The 14037-nt window shown below is 65.5% G+C and carries 15 protein-coding genes, 1 other RNA gene and 1 riboswitch; of the genes, 6 read left to right on the plus strand and 10 right to left on the minus strand.

The genetic code is table 11. The features are described from left to right. Positions 1 to 34: 34 nt before the first annotated feature. From prfB to ssrA, 6 genes are all read left to right on the plus strand, one after another. A complete protein-coding gene (gene prfB, locus AC1DRE_RS04105; RefSeq protein ID WP_476983456.1) occupies positions 35 to 1150 on the plus strand; it encodes a peptide chain release factor 2 in 1116 nt (371 codons plus the stop codon). Positions 1151 to 1338: 188 nt separating this feature from the next. Continuing rightward, positions 1339 to 2136, plus strand: a complete 798-nt coding sequence (ftsE, locus tag AC1DRE_RS04110; protein WP_364123180.1) for a cell division ATP-binding protein FtsE — start codon at positions 1339 to 1341, stop codon at positions 2134 to 2136. Further along, on the plus strand, positions 2133 to 3047 hold the full coding sequence (gene ftsX, locus AC1DRE_RS04115; protein WP_104172294.1) for a permease-like cell division protein FtsX: 915 nt from the start codon (positions 2133 to 2135) through the stop codon (positions 3045 to 3047). Before ftsE ends, ftsX begins: the two co-directional genes overlap by 4 nt. A 36-nt stretch (positions 3048 to 3083) precedes the next feature. Beyond that, positions 3084 to 4463, plus strand: coding sequence for a peptidoglycan DD-metalloendopeptidase family protein (locus tag AC1DRE_RS04120; RefSeq protein WP_476983615.1), 1380 nt, complete (start codon positions 3084 to 3086; stop codon positions 4461 to 4463). A gap of 138 nt (positions 4464 to 4601) precedes the next feature. After that, positions 4602 to 5072, plus strand: a complete 471-nt coding sequence (smpB, locus tag AC1DRE_RS04125) for an SsrA-binding protein SmpB (protein ID WP_214842159.1) — start codon at positions 4602 to 4604, stop codon at positions 5070 to 5072. Positions 5073 to 5235: 163 nt separating this feature from the next. Further along, positions 5236 to 5604, plus strand: a transfer-messenger RNA (tmRNA) gene (ssrA, locus tag AC1DRE_RS04130). 118 nt (positions 5605 to 5722) lie between these two features. Here the strand turns inward: ssrA and AC1DRE_RS04135 are convergent. The 10 genes from AC1DRE_RS04135 to aroA form a co-directional block, all read right to left on the minus strand. Beyond that, on the minus strand, positions 5723 to 5857 hold the full coding sequence (locus AC1DRE_RS04135) for a hypothetical protein (RefSeq protein ID WP_258073794.1): 135 nt from the start codon (positions 5855 to 5857) through the stop codon (positions 5723 to 5725). A gap of 145 nt (positions 5858 to 6002) precedes the next feature. Beyond that, complete coding sequence (locus AC1DRE_RS04140; RefSeq protein WP_364123175.1) at positions 6003 to 6374, minus strand: hypothetical protein; 372 nt, start codon at positions 6372 to 6374, stop codon at positions 6003 to 6005. Between the two features lie 91 nt (positions 6375 to 6465). Further along, on the minus strand, positions 6466 to 6834 hold the full coding sequence (locus tag AC1DRE_RS04145; protein WP_476983457.1) for a fluoride efflux transporter FluC: 369 nt from the start codon (positions 6832 to 6834) through the stop codon (positions 6466 to 6468). Beyond that, the gene (locus AC1DRE_RS04150; RefSeq protein WP_476983458.1) at positions 6831 to 7250 is read right to left on the minus strand and encodes a fluoride efflux transporter FluC; all 420 of its coding nucleotides are present in this window, start codon (positions 7248 to 7250) and stop codon (positions 6831 to 6833) included. The genes AC1DRE_RS04145 and AC1DRE_RS04150 overlap by 4 nt, the downstream gene beginning before the upstream one ends. Positions 7251 to 7280: 30 nt before the next feature. Further along, entirely contained in the window at positions 7281 to 7994 is a 714-nt protein-coding gene (locus AC1DRE_RS04155) for a metal-dependent transcriptional regulator (protein ID WP_476983459.1), read from the minus strand. A gap of 31 nt (positions 7995 to 8025) precedes the next feature. After that, the gene (locus AC1DRE_RS04160; RefSeq protein WP_476983460.1) at positions 8026 to 8799 is read right to left on the minus strand and encodes a class I SAM-dependent methyltransferase; all 774 of its coding nucleotides are present in this window, start codon (positions 8797 to 8799) and stop codon (positions 8026 to 8028) included. A 63-nt stretch (positions 8800 to 8862) separates the two neighbouring features. Beyond that, entirely contained in the window at positions 8863 to 10290 is a 1428-nt protein-coding gene (locus AC1DRE_RS04165) for an aminotransferase class V-fold PLP-dependent enzyme (RefSeq protein WP_476983461.1), read from the minus strand. A 34-nt stretch (positions 10291 to 10324) separates the two neighbouring features. Beyond that, a riboswitch (SAM riboswitch) is annotated at positions 10325 to 10438 on the minus strand. Positions 10439 to 10631: 193 nt separating this feature from the next. After that, positions 10632 to 11444 (minus strand): histidinol-phosphatase, encoded by an 813-nt coding sequence (gene hisN / locus AC1DRE_RS04170; protein ID WP_476983462.1) that lies wholly within the window; start codon positions 11442 to 11444, stop codon positions 10632 to 10634. A gap of 111 nt (positions 11445 to 11555) precedes the next feature. Continuing rightward, entirely contained in the window at positions 11556 to 12671 is a 1116-nt protein-coding gene (gene rsgA, locus AC1DRE_RS04175; protein ID WP_476983463.1) for a ribosome small subunit-dependent GTPase A, read from the minus strand. After that, a complete protein-coding gene (aroA, locus tag AC1DRE_RS04180) occupies positions 12661 to 14037 on the minus strand; it encodes a 3-phosphoshikimate 1-carboxyvinyltransferase (protein ID WP_476983464.1) in 1377 nt (458 codons plus the stop codon). The genes rsgA and aroA overlap by 11 nt, the downstream gene beginning before the upstream one ends.

Raw genomic sequence — 14037 nt, forward strand, 5'->3', positions numbered from 1 at the left:
GCGGCTAGGAAGGATAGCGTAGGCTTTAACAACCATGGCTCAAATTGATTTTTCCGCAGAAATCCGCGCTCTGCGCGCCACCTACACCTCCATCGAAAACGTCTCGAATGTCGAGGAGCTGAAGGAAGACATCGCCGAACTGAGCGAACGCGCCGGCGAGCCGAACCTCTGGGACGACCCGGCGGCCGCGCAAAAGATCACTTCCAGGCTCTCGCACCGTCAGAGCGAACTCGAACGGCTCAACACCCTCGTTTCCCGGATCGACGACCTTGAGGTCCTGGTGGAGCTGGGCCAGGACGAGGACGACGCCGATTCCATGGGCGAGGCGGCGGCGGAACTTGACTCCATCCGCAAGTCGCTGAAGGACCTTGAAGTGGTGACCCTTCTGTCCGGTGAGTTCGATGAGCGTGAAGCCGTTGTCACCATCCGCGCGGGCGCCGGCGGCGTTGACGCGGCGGACTTCGCCGAGATGCTCCTCCGGATGTACCTGCGCTGGGCTGAACGCCACGGCTACCCGACCACCATCATGGACACTTCCTACGCCGAAGAGGCCGGGCTCAAGTCCGCCACTTTCGAAGTCAAGGCCCCCTACGCCTACGGCACGCTCAGCGTCGAGGCCGGCACGCACCGGCTGGTCCGGATCAGCCCCTTTGACAACCAGGGCCGGCGTCAGACGTCCTTCGCTGCCGTGGAAGTGATTCCGCTGATCGAGCAGACGGACTCGATCGACATTCCGGACAACGAAATCCGCGTGGACGTTTTCCGCTCATCCGGCCCCGGCGGGCAGTCGGTCAACACCACCGACTCCGCCGTGCGCCTCACCCACATCCCCACGGGCACCGTGGTGTCCATGCAGAACGAAAAGTCCCAGCTCCAGAACCGGGCCGCCGCCCTGCGGGTCCTCCAGTCCCGGCTCCTGCTCCTCAAGAAGGAGCAGGAGGACGCGGAAAAGAAGGCCTTCGCCGGAGATGTCAAGGCGTCGTGGGGAGACCAGATGCGCTCCTACGTGCTGAACCCGTACCAGATGGTCAAAGACCTCCGGACCGAGCACGAAGTCGGCAACACCTCGGCCGTGTTCGACGGCGAAATCGACGATTTCATTGACGCCGGCATCCGCTGGCGCACCGACAACCGCAACGCCGCCAACTAGGACCACACAGTTACGGGGCATTCCATTCGGTGGCTGAAAACACGCGACACGCCCCGGAACTCAAGCTTTTCTGCAGGTGCCCGTGCGTATAGTCGAGGAGCCGGAGCTCTACTTCCCCCAAAAGAAAGCCCGTGCGCCGGCTGCAGTACGGGGCTCCATCAGCCGTGTCCTGCAGGGTACTTAGGGCAATGATCCGTTTCGAAAATGTCACCAAGGTCTACGACCAGACGGCCCGGCCGGCGCTGGACTCTGTCAACCTTGAAATTGACCGTGGCGAGTTCGCGTTCCTCGTGGGCGCTTCCGGTTCCGGCAAATCCACCTTCCTCCGACTGGTACTCAAGGAAGACCGGGCCACCTCCGGCGCCGTGTACGTGGCCGGCCAGAACGTAGCGAACATTTCAAGCTGGCGCGTTCCGCGGCTGCGCCGGGGGATCGGCGTTGTGTTCCAGGACTTCCGGCTCCTCCCGCAGAAGAATGTCTTCGCGAACGTCGCCTTCGCCATGCAGGTCATTGGCAAAAGCCGCAGCATCATCCGGGACACGGTCCCCGAGGTCCTCAAAACGGTGGGCCTGGAGGGCAAGGAACACCGGATGCCCCACGAGCTCTCCGGCGGCGAGCAGCAGCGCGTGGCGATCGCCCGCGCCGTCGTCAACCGTCCGGGAATCCTCCTGGCGGACGAACCCACCGGAAACCTCGATCCCACCACTTCGATGGGCATCATGGGCGTCCTGGACAAGATCAACCAGAACGGCACCACTGTGGTGATGGCAACGCACGACGACGACATCGTCAACGAGATGCGTAAACGCGTGGTGGAGCTCCGGAACGGCGTTGTCATCCGTGACGAGGCCCGTGCCCTGTACACCTCGATGATTCCGGTCGTAGGGCAGTCCCGGCGCCTCAAGGATGCCAGCGGACGCCCGGATGAGTCCGCAACCGAACCCGGTGACGGGTCCGTCCCCTCGTCCGCAGGGGAGGCCAAGTGAGGCTCGCATTCATCCTCGGCGAAATTGGCAGCGGGCTGAGGCGCAACCTGTCCATGGTGGTGTCGGTGATCCTGGTGACTTTCGTGTCGCTGACGTTCGTTGGCGCGGCGGGTATGCTCCAGCTGCAGATCAACCAGATGAAGGGCTACTGGTACGACAAAGTCCAGGTGGCAATCTTCCTTTGCGGTGACGGCTCGACGGCGGCCGGATGCGCCACGGGGACGGCCACCCCGGAACAGCAGGAGAACCTGCGCACGCTCCTGGAATCGCCCGCCGTGTCCCAGTACATCAACGACTTCCAGTTCGAATCCAAGGACGACGCGTACAAGCACTTCAAGGAGCAGTTCTCCAATTCACCGATCGTTGACTCGGTGACCCCGGACCAGCTGCCCGCCTCCTTCCGGATCAATATGAAGGATCCGGAAAAGTACCAGATCATCAGCGAGACGTTTGCGTCACAGCCCGGAGTTGAAACCGTGATCGACCAGCGCCAGGTCCTGGAACGGCTCTTTTCGGTGATGAACGCCGCCTCGCTGGTGGCTGTCATCATCGCCGGCGTGATGATCGTCTGCGCAATCCTGCTGATTGCCACCACCATCCGGTTGTCCGCGTTCAGCAGGCGACGGGAGACCGGAATCATGCGGCTGGTCGGCGCCTCCAAGATCGTCATCCAGCTGCCGTTCATTCTCGAAGGCGTCATCGCCGCCGTGATTGGAGCGGCGCTGGCTTCCGGCACCCTCTGGGCCGTGGCCCACTTCTTCCTTGGCGAGTACATGTCCAAGCAGTATCCGGACACGGCATTCATCTCGCCGGCGCAGACGCTGCTCCTGGCCCCGGCGCTGCTCGCCCTTGGCGCAACCTTGGCTGGAATTTCGTCTCTCTTGACCTTACGTAGATATTTGCGGGTCTAGGCTGTGGCTACCAACGAAGGAATGATGATGACAGCTATGGACCGCAAGGCCCGCCGGTTCCGGACCGCGGGACGGGGCAGCCGCATGATCAGTGCCGTCCTGGCGCTATTTCTGGCCGCGAGCCTGGGTGCCTCGACACCCGTGGCCTTCGCAGACGAGCTTGAGGACAAGCAGGCCGCTCTGGAAGCCGAGGCCGCCCGCGTACAGCAGTCCCTTGAGTTCGTGGACGCCAAGATTGCCAAGGCTGCAGGCGACCTGGTGATCTACCAAGGGCAGCTCCCTGCCGCGCAGCAGGCGCTGCTCGAGGCACAAGGCCGGGTTGCGAGTGCAGTCAAGGAAGTCGAGGCCCTCGCCGCCCGTGTGGATCTTGCACAGCAGAACAAGGCCAAGATCACCCAGCAGCTTGAAACCGACAAGCAGAAGATCGCCGACACCAAGAAACTCATCGGCCAGATTGCCACCCAGGCCTACAAATCCGGGGGCGTTCCGTCGAACCTCACGCTCTTCTTTGGATCCAAGAGCGGCGGAAGCCTGACGGACACCATCGACCTCGCGGACCAGGCCATGCGCAGCCAGAACTCCGCCATGGACAAGCTGTCACAGCAGAATGCCACCAACGTCAATTCGCAGGCCCGCCTGCAAGCCGTTGAGGCGGAGATCAAGGACCTCAAAGCCAAGGCGGACGCCGCCCTGGCCCGGGAGAAGGCAGCCCGCGACGAGGCTGCCGCCAAGAAGGAACAGGTGGACAAGCTCATCGCTGACACCACCCGCCTCAACAACGAGCTGCAGGCAGCCAAGCCCGGTATCCAGAGCCAGCTCTCCAAGGTCCAGGCGGCGCAGGATGCAGTAGCCTCCGAGATCGTGGAGCGCGACCGGAAACTCCGGGAAGCCTGGGAAGCGGAACAGCGCCGCATTGCCGAGGCTGCCGCCGCCGCGGCAAGGGCAGCCGGCCAGGCAGCCCAGCCGTACGTCCCGCAGATCGGGCCGCCCTCAGCCTTCGGGCTGCGGCACCCGTTCTCGTCCGACGTCCCCATCACCTCGGGATTCGGCTGGCGCGCGACGCCGCCCGGCACCGTGGACTTCTACGGCTCCGGCGGATACATGCACACCGGAATCGACTTCGGCGCCAGCTGCGGCACCCCTGTCTACGCCCCTGCGGCCGGCACCATCGTGTCAGCCGGATGGAGCAACGACGGCGGCGGCAACAACGTCAAGATTTCCCACGGCGTTGTCCAAGGCAACTCGTTGACCACCATCTACTACCACAACAGCAGCGTGGTGGTTTCGATGGGCCAACAGGTCAGCCAGGGCCAGCTCATCGCCTACTCAGGAACGACCGGCAACTCAACCGGCTGCCATTCGCACTTCGAGACGTGGCTCAACGGCAAGGCCGTAGATCCCATGATCCTGCTCTGACAGACCCTGGGCGCCGGGCCCTGGGTACAGGGTAGTGACCGGGTCAAACGGCATGCCCCGCGCCTGCCGTAGAATTAAGTAGCTTCGAGCCGCCGCGGCCGGGGCATCCATCAAGACCAAGAGCTGAGGAGTTCCACCGTGCCGAAAGAAAGTGGCCGTAAGGTAGTGGCCACCAACCGGAAGGCCCGGCACGACTACCATGTCCTCGACACCTATGAGGCCGGCATCGCCCTGATGGGGACGGAAGTCAAGTCCCTCCGCGAGGGCCATGCCTCCATGGTGGACGGGTTCTGCACGTTCTACAATGACGAGCTGTGGATGGAGGGTATCCACATCCCCGAATACAACCAGGGAAGCTGGACGAATCACTCCGCCCGCAGGCGGCGCAAACTGCTGCTCCACCGCGAGGAACTGACCAAGATCTCGCACAAGATCCGTGAATCCGGCTTCACCATCGTCCCTCTCCAGCTGTATTTCCTGGACGGCCGGGCGAAGGTGGAGATCGGCGTCGCCCGCGGTAAAAAGGAATACGACAAGCGGCAGACGCTCCGCGAACAGCAGGACAAGCGCGAGGCGCTGCGGGTCATGCGCGAACGCAACCGCGGCTGACCTCCCGGCCAGCGGCGCGAAAGCAGCCGCCGTCCGCAACACGCAGGTTGCTGCCGGGAATGATTCCGCGCGGCAGTGCGTTATGATTGGTAGTCCGGGAAGGAACGGCGCGGAACCCATGAAAGGTTCTGCAAGGGTCCGGACCGGTTTGATAACAAAATACGGGGATGATCGGTTTCGACGATGTTAGTCGCGACAGGTGAAGCGGGCCGAGGATGCAGAATTATCTCGTAAACGCTGTCTGCAAAACAATAAGTGCCAAACAAACGCGCACTGACTTCGCTCTCGCTGCCTAAGCAGTAAGACAGTCCGTCAGCCCGGGAATGCTATCGTCCCGGATCCTGGCGTCATTAAGATAGCCACTGCTGTTTACCCTCGTCATTGGGGTGAACGGGACTCTTAAATGACTGGGCCCGGATCAGCTACCTGTTCGCAGGATAGCTGGGGCCGAGAAAATCCGACGCGAACTGCGCCCGGAGAAGCCCTGACAACACGACATCGGACGGGGGTTCAATTCCCCCCATCTCCACCATCGGGACGGCGGCAACGCCGTTCCACCCCGTGCAAAAGGCCGGAAGCGAAAGCTTCCGGCCTTTTGTGTTTCGGCACCGTTCCTGCGTCCGCCAGCGGCCAGCCGTGGCTGCGGCGCGTCAGCGCTTCTTGATGTGCGCTACAGGGTCCACGTGGGCGTCCACCTCATGCTTGGACTTCTTTTCGGCCCTTTTTTGCTTGATGGTCTTGTCCGACTTCTTGGTGACCTGCCGGTGCGGCGATTTGTCAGGCATGTCGCCCTCCCTAACGTCGGGGCCCTGAATAGGCCCCGTGTTTGTAAGGTACGCCTGTTTTGTCGTGAATGAAACTGGCACCAACGCCGGCTTCGGGCCCTGCCCGATTCACGCGGTCAGGCGGGCACCGCCCGGGCGCCGGCCGTCAGGAAGCGGGGACTTCAACGTCAACAATGCCGACGAACCGGCTGCCGATCCCCTCATACTCGCTGCGAACCAGGCCCGGCAGGACCGGCGGGAGGTCATCGAGGGCGTGATGGGCGCAGCACACGTACGTGAACGGCGGCCACCATTTCTTGGGCCGGGCGGCTTCCGAGAAGCCGCAGACGGCACAGGTCAGCTGGACCCAGACAGGGCGCTTGCCGGTCCGGTTGGCCTTGGACTGGACGAGCCAGGCCGGGGGATTGTCCAGGAGCTCGGACAGCTCGGCATCCGACAGCCTGGCAGGGATACCGTGACGGTGTGCCATTTCCAGTGGAATATCAAGGATCTGAGCTGCTTCACGTCGCGTAACCATCGTTTAACGATACGGGATGCAGGACCCCTCGAGATTCACATATTCAGACCGCAGGGCGCTGGCTGGCGTCGGTTGGAAAGCCGCGGGCCTGTCAGCCCGCGAGGACTATGCCTGCCGCCGCCGCGGAGAGCCCTGCGACGAGATTGACAGCCACGTTCAGCGCCGCCGCCGGGTACCGCCCTTCACTGACAAGCCGGATGGTTGCAGTGGTCCAGGAGCTGAACGTCGTCAGGCCGCCCGCGAGACCCGTGGCGACCGCGGCATGCCATTCCTCGTCGAGCCCCAGCCGTCCGCTGACGCCCACGGAAAGGCCGATGATGAGTGACCCGGTGACATTGACCAGCAGCGTTGCCCAGGGCCAGTGCCGGCGCGTGCCGGTGCGGTGCGCGAACCAGGTGTCGATGGAAAACCTGAGCAAGGCCCCGGCAACGCCAAAAATACCCACCAGCACAGCTGTCATGAGGCTCCTCCGGTCCGGTCACTCAATGCCTTGCCGGCCTTCCAGCCCGCAGCGGCCGCACCAAGCCCCAGGACCAGCGAGAGCCCGAGATAGATCAGCCATGGCGTGTGTAGGCCGGAACGTGCCTGCTGGTCAACGGAGAAGACCACCGCCGAGAAGGTGGTGAAGGATCCCAGGAGCCCCGGCCCGATTCCGGCCCTCAGCCAGAACGCCGTCGTCGGCCGTGCGATCCAGAGCGTGGTGAGGGCCGCGAGGACGAAGCTGCCGCTGACGTTGATGGCCAGGGTGGTCCAGGGGACCGCTCCGGCGGTTTCCGGGATGACCACGCCCAGGCCGTAGCGGAGCTCTGTCCCAACGAGCGCCCCGACGGCCACCGCCGTCCAGGCGCGCCAGCCCGGGCCCGCGACACCCTTCATTCAGGCCGCACCGTTACAGGCGGCACGCGTTCAGGCGTCCGCAAGCCGGCATCCGGCATGGCCCGTGTCGCTGTGCACCCACAGTGCTGACGAAACCTCGTCGGCAAGATCGAATTCGCGGTCGGCGCCCGGCGGGCCGATCCGGACGACGAGGGCACCGCCGAAGGGTTTCCGGCCGAGTACTTCTATGTCTGCATCGAGATCGATCTTCTCGGCGGACAGATAGCGCAGGAGATCGGGGTTTTCGTCGCTGATCCTGGTGATCCGGCCTGTGTGGCCCTCGTCGAGTTCGCTCATACGGTGGGCGCGGGGCATGCGGACGGTGCCGTCCGCTGCGGGGATGGGATCGCCGTGCGGGTCGCGGAGCGGATTGCCGAGCTTGCCGGCCATCCGCTCGATGAAGGTGTCGGAGACGGCGTGTTCCAGGAGCTCCGCTTCGTCGTGGACCTCGTCCCAGCTGTAGCCCAGTTCCTGGACGAGGTAGGTCTCGATGAGCCGATGACGCCGGACCATGGACAGCGCCAGCCGGATGCCGTCGGCCGTGAGCGTGATGGCGCTGTACGGCTTGTGGTCAACCAGGCCCTGGTCCTTGAGCTTGCGGACCATTTCCGAGACCGAGGAGTTGGCGACCCCGAGCCGCTGTGCAAGCTGCGAGGAGGTGATGGCTTTGTCCTGCCACTCCGTGAAGGAGTAGATGACCTTGACGTAGTCCTCAATAGAGGAGGAGGGCGCGCTGGTCTTCACGGGTCCTAGCCTACCGCTTTGTCTGCAGGACTCATGCTTTGAACGCCCGCCAGGTCTGGGTCAGGTAGGGGAGTCCGACGACGTCGCCGCGCGAGTGCGCCAGATGCTCATGCAGGTACCAGTCCAGGTTGTCCCGGACTTTGGCCCTGGTGCCTTCGCTGGCGGCAAGGTAATAGCTGCGGGACTTCGCCAATTCCACAATGTCCCCGGAGGTCACCGGGTCTTCCCAGCGTGTCAGGTGGCTCTCAAGCCCGGTGAACTCCGGCCCGATCGCGGGACGGAAGTCCGGCTTGTGCACATCCCCGGCATGCATGATCCGGGAGAGCCGGTGAACCCACGGGACCGACGTATCCAACTGGTTCCAGACCAGCCCCAGCACGCCGCCGGGGCGGAGGATGCGGGAAAGTTCCGTGCTCGCAAGGAGCGGATCGCACCAGTGCCACGCCTGGGCAACGCTTACGACGTCGAACGCACCGTCCGCGAGTCCGGTCGCCTCTGCGGTGCCCTCCGCCGCGGGAACTCCCGGCAGCGCAAGCCGCAGCTGGGCGAGCATGTCCGGCGAGGGGTCCACGGCGGAGACCGTGAGACCACGCTGCACCAGCAAGGCAGTGAATTTGCCCGTCCCGGCTCCAATGTCAGCGGCGTTGGCGGCCCCGGCTGTCCCGCCGGCGCTTCGGATCAGCCAGTCCGCCGAATCGGCAGGATAACCCGGACGGACACGGTCATAATGCTCACCGCCGTCCTGGAAGCTCTGTCCGAGTTCGTACCGGCGGCGGTGGTGCAGTTTGGGGCCTCCCCGTGCCACGTGCAGTCTCCTTCGGGCAGGCTGGATTACTTACCCCTCGAATTTACCGCAAACGCCGGGCCCTTAGTCTTCGGTGCAGGGCGCGGCTCCCGCGGTGCCGGGGGTGTTGGGTGCCCAGTCCGGGTAGCTGCGGGTGTCGTTGGCCGGCACCCAGCGTCCGGAGTCCACCACGTAGTCCCAGCCGAGACCGGTCCGGCGGAGTTCCTCGATGCCGGCCAGCAGGCGCTGGGCGTCCTCCAGCCTGGATCCGACGCCGAAGCTTGCCCGCAGCGAACCGGACGGAAGGCCCAAGCGCTTGAGCAGCGGGTGGGCGCAGAAGCGGCCGTCGCGGAGGCCAACACCGTGTTCCGCGGACAGGTAGGCGGCCACGAGGCCCGCGTCGTAGCCCTCGACCGAGAAGTTGACCACGCCGATGGTGTCCGTTGCCTGGTCGGTGTCGCTGAAGATCTGGTGGACCGTAACGCCGTCGATCCTCCGCAGGCCTTCAACGAGGAAGGACCTGATGGCGGTCTCGTGCGCGTGCCACAGCTCCTGGTCCAGCGCACCGATGACCTGCGTGGCGCGGGCCAGCGTGGCTGCACCCAGCACGTTGGGCGACCCGCCCTCATGCCGGGCCGGTCCGGTGGCCCAGCTGACGGAGTCCAGCCGGGCCTCACGGACGGCTCCGCCGCCTGCAAGGTGGGGCGTGCCGGCGTCGAGCCAGTCCGGCCGTCCCACGAGGACACCCGAGCCGAACGGTGCGTACAGCTTGTGGCCGGAGAAGGCGAGGTAGTCGACGTCGTCCGCCGCGATGTCGATGCGGCGGTGCGGGGCCAGCTGCGCCGCGTCCACGACGATCCTTGCGCCGTGTTCGTGGGCCAGCGCGGCCAGCTCGCGGACGGGGAGGATTTCACCGGTGACGTTGGAGGCTCCCGTGACGGCCAGCAGGCTGATGTCGCCCTGGCTGAGCTCGGAGCGCAGGTTCTCGAGCGTGGCGCTCAGCGTGGGAGCGGCAACAACGCTGCGGTGCGGGACGCCCTGCCAGGGGAGCAGGTTGGCGTGGTGTTCGATGTCGAGATACAGCACCTCACCGGTGTGGCGGCCGTCCGCCACGGGCAGGCAGCCCGCCAGCAGGTTCAGGGAGTCCGTGGTGTTCCTGGTGAAGATGACGGAATCGTCAGTCCTGCCGCCGACGAATGCGCGGACAATGTTCCGGGAGTTTTCGTACACTGAGGTGCTGATCTGCGAGGCGTAGCCGGCGCCGCGGTGAACGCTGGCGTAGTACGGCAGGATTTCGTTCAGGTAGGCCGATACGACGGACAGGGCCGGAGCGGACGCTCCATAGTCCAGGTTCGCGTAGCGGACGTGGCCCCCCTGGATCAGCGGTGCCTGGATCTCGGCGCCGGTGACGGCCGAGAGCGGCCGCTTGGCAATGGTGAAGCGTTCGTCCAGGAGGCCTGCGGCCGTCGCGGACGCGGTTCCGGGGTTTGCGGGGAAAGTGGCAGTAGTCATGGGGACCTCACTGTAAAGGACCCCTCACTCCGGGGATCCGCGCTTGCCGGGTCCGTTCCGGACCGGCCTGGTCGTCACCCGGGGCACCCCACCGCGAATGGAGGGTTGCCGGCCAGCAAACCGGGGTTTCGCGCTGGCACTCGTGACCTGTTTCGAGATTAGGACATTCGCGGCGCCGCGGGAAAGCCACGCCAATTATTAAGCCGTTTGTTACGCATGCCTGGAGAAGCGGGTTCCGGCCGAATAAACGACGGCGGACACCCACTTGGGAGGGGTGTCCGCCGTCGTTTATTCTGCAGTCCGTCCATGCGTCCGCACCGTGTTCCAGTGCGGGGCACGCGTCAGAGGAGGTCGTCGAGGTCCGGGTTCAGCCGTTTGAGGACTTCGGAGTGGAGGATCGAGTTGGTGGCCAGGGCGTTTCCGCCGAAGGGGCCGTCCACTCCCTCCAAGGACGTGAAGCGGCCGCCCGCTTCGGTGACAATCGGCACCAGCGCGGCCATGTCGTAGAGGTTCAGCTCCGGCTCGCAGGCGATGTCCACGCATCCCTCGGCCACCATGCAATAGGACCAGAAGTCGCCGTAGGCGCGGGTCCGCCAAACCTCCTCGGTGAGGCCGAGGAACTCGTTGAGGTTGCCGCGTTCCTTCCAGCCGCCCAGGCTCGAGTAGGAGAGTGAAGCGTCCGAAAGCTCGGACACGTTCGAGACCTTCAGCCGCGTGGCCGCAGCAAGGGACCGCCCCATGTAGGCGCCGGCGCCCTTCGCGGCCCACCAGCGCTTGCCCAGTGCCGGCGCGCTGACCAGGCCAACCACGGGTTCGCCCTCATCCACGAGGGCAATCAGGGTGGCCCAGACAGGCACACCACGGACGAAGTTTTTGGTGCCGTCGATCGGATCGATGATCCAGCGGCGGGAACCATGCCCGGAACTGCCGAACTCTTCACCGAGGACGGCGTCGCGCGGGCGGGAGCGCGAGAGCTGTCCGCGGATGGATTCTTCAGCTGCCTTGTCAGCATCCGTGACCGGGGTAAGATCCGGTTTGGTTTCAATCTGAAGATCCAGCGCCTTGAAACGGCTCATGGTCTGGGAGTCAACAGAGTCGGCCAGGACATGGGCGAGGCGCAGGTCATCGTTGTAGCTCGAAGCGGGTTGGGTCATGCTTCCAAACTACCGTCTCTGCGGCCGGCTGGCTGGGAGGCCACGTCCTGCACCGTGCTGCCCGGGAACCCGCCCCGCGGCGGGGCCCCTGGCACAGGCGGCGAAACGGCGCTACGAAACAATGCCGAGTTCCTTGGCTTCCTGCGCTTCCATCCGGGGATCGGTGCCGAGCAGACGGCGCAGTGACGCCAGCCGTGCTGCGCCGGACGGCCCTGCGTGCCCTTCGGACACCCAGGCGTCCACTCCGCAGTTAACGGCGGAGGAATCATGCTTGCAGCCGCGTTCGCAGGCGTCCGTGCCGGGTTCGAGATCGGGAAAGGACCGGAGGATCCGGTCCGGGTCCACGTGGGCGAGGCCGAATGACCGGATGCCCGGGGTGTCGATAATCCAGCTCCCGGCGGGCGCGTCACTGATCCGCAGGGCCAGTGCCGACGACGACGTGTGCCGTCCCCGCCCGGTGACGGCGTTGACGCCTCCGGTAGCGCGCTCTGCGCCGGTCAGGGCGTTGACCATGGTGGACTTCCCCACGCCGGAATGGCCAAGCATGACCGTCACCTTTCCGTCGAGGTGGGTGCGCAGCTGCGACACGGCGTCGCTGTCGAGCCGGGCGGACAGCCCGTCATCGGAGCGCGCATCGATTCCCGAGGCGGCCGCATCGGCGGTCCTGCTGATGATCACGGGGAAGTCCAGGTGCCGGTAGTTGGACAGGAGTTCGGTGGGATCCTTGACGTCCGCCTTGGTGACGAGGAGCAGCGGCTCGATCCCGGCGTCGTAGGCCGCCACCAGGGCGCGGTCAATAAAACCGGTGCGCGGTTCGGGATTGGCCGCGGCCACGACCACCACGAGCTGGTCGGCATTCGCAACCACCGCCCGTTCGATCGGGTCGGTGTCATCGGCGCTGCGCCGCAGGAGAGTGTGGCGGTCCTGGATCTTCACGAGCCGGGCAAGGGTGTCCGGCTCGCCGGAGACATCGCCGACGAGGGACACGAAGTCACCGGCCACCACCGGCGAACGCCGCAATTCGCGCGCCCGCGCCGCGATGACAATGCGTTCGTTGCCGGTATCCTCGCCCACCACAGCCGTGTAGCGGCCGCGGTCCACGGTGATGATGCGACCGGTGACGGCGTCGTCATGGCTGGGCCGGTCCTTGGTCCGGGGACGGGTGCCTTTCTTATTGGGGCGGATCCGGATATCGGACTCGTCCCAGGAACCGGTGCTACGCCCCACTGGCCTGTTCCGTCTGCCGGCCAAGCTGCGTCAGCATGGCTTCCCACAATTGCGGGAAGTCCGGCATGGTCTTGGATGTGGTGCCGATGTCTTCGACTTCGACTCCGTGGACGGCGAGGCCCAGGATTGCCCCCGCCGTGGCCATGCGGTGGTCAGCATAGCTGTGGACGACGCCGCCGTGGAGCTTCGCGGGCCGGATCACCAGGCCATCGGCTGTTTCCTCGGCATCACCGCCCAGGCGGTTGATTTCGGTGACGAGGGCGGCAAGCCTGTCCGTCTCATGGCCCCGGAGGTGCGCTATGCCGCTGAGCCGTGAGGGGCCGGTGGCCAGCGCGCACAAGGCGGCCACTGTGGGCGCCAGTTCACTGGTGTCGGCGAAGTCCGCGCCCTTGATTTCGGGGCCGCCTGTGACGGTGAGTGTCCCGTTCTCCAGCGTGACAGCGGCACCCATCTCTGCCAGGATGCTGCGCCAAAGATCGCCCACCTGTGTGGTGGGGGCCGGCCAGTTGGGAATGCGGACCGTGCCGCCGGTTGCCAGCGCCGCGGCGAGGAAGGGACCGGCGTTGGACAGGTCCTGCTCAATCCGGCGGTCGAACGCCCGGATGGAGCCGGGTGCCACGATCCAGTGGTTCGGGACGGAATCGTCGACGGACACGCCGACTTCGCGCAGAACGGCCACGGTCATGTTGATGTGGTCCAGGCTCGGCACGGGCTTGCCGACGTGCTCCAGGTGCAGGCCCTCGGTGAAACGCGCACCCACGAGGAGCAGTGCCGACACGAACTGCGATGATGCGCTCGCGTCAATCACCAGGTGGCCGCCGCGCACTTCGCCCGTGCCTTCCACTACGAAGGGAAGCGACGTCGGCCTCGTCCCGTCGGCGGCAGTGACCTCAACGCCGAGTGCAGCCAGTGCCTCGATGATGGTGCCCATGGGCCGCTTGCGGGCGTGCGGATCGCCGTCGAAAACGGTGGCGCCGTTGCGGAGCGCAGCCACCGGGGGGACAAACCGCATCACGGTTCCGGCCAGGCCACAGTCGATCGCGGTACCGGCCGCCGCCGCGTCCGGGCTGAGCGGCGTGATCTCCAGGTCGGGCCCGAACGAGCCGTCCCCCGGGACCTCACGGATACCGGCTCCCAGCTGGCGCAGGGCCTGGATCATCAGCGCGGAGTCGCGCGAATGCAGGGGTGCACGGAGGCGTGACGGGCCGTCGGCCAGGGCAGCAAGGACCAGGTACCTGTTGGTCAGCGACTTGGAGCCCGGGACGGTAACCGTCGCGTTTACCGGTGTGTCAGCGAACGGTGCGGGCCAGTGGGTTCCATCCGCGGGTGCTGAGGGAGCCGGGGTGGTGGGGGCAGTGCCTGTCAT

The organism is Arthrobacter sp. P4_H3, from assembly GCF_056400885.1.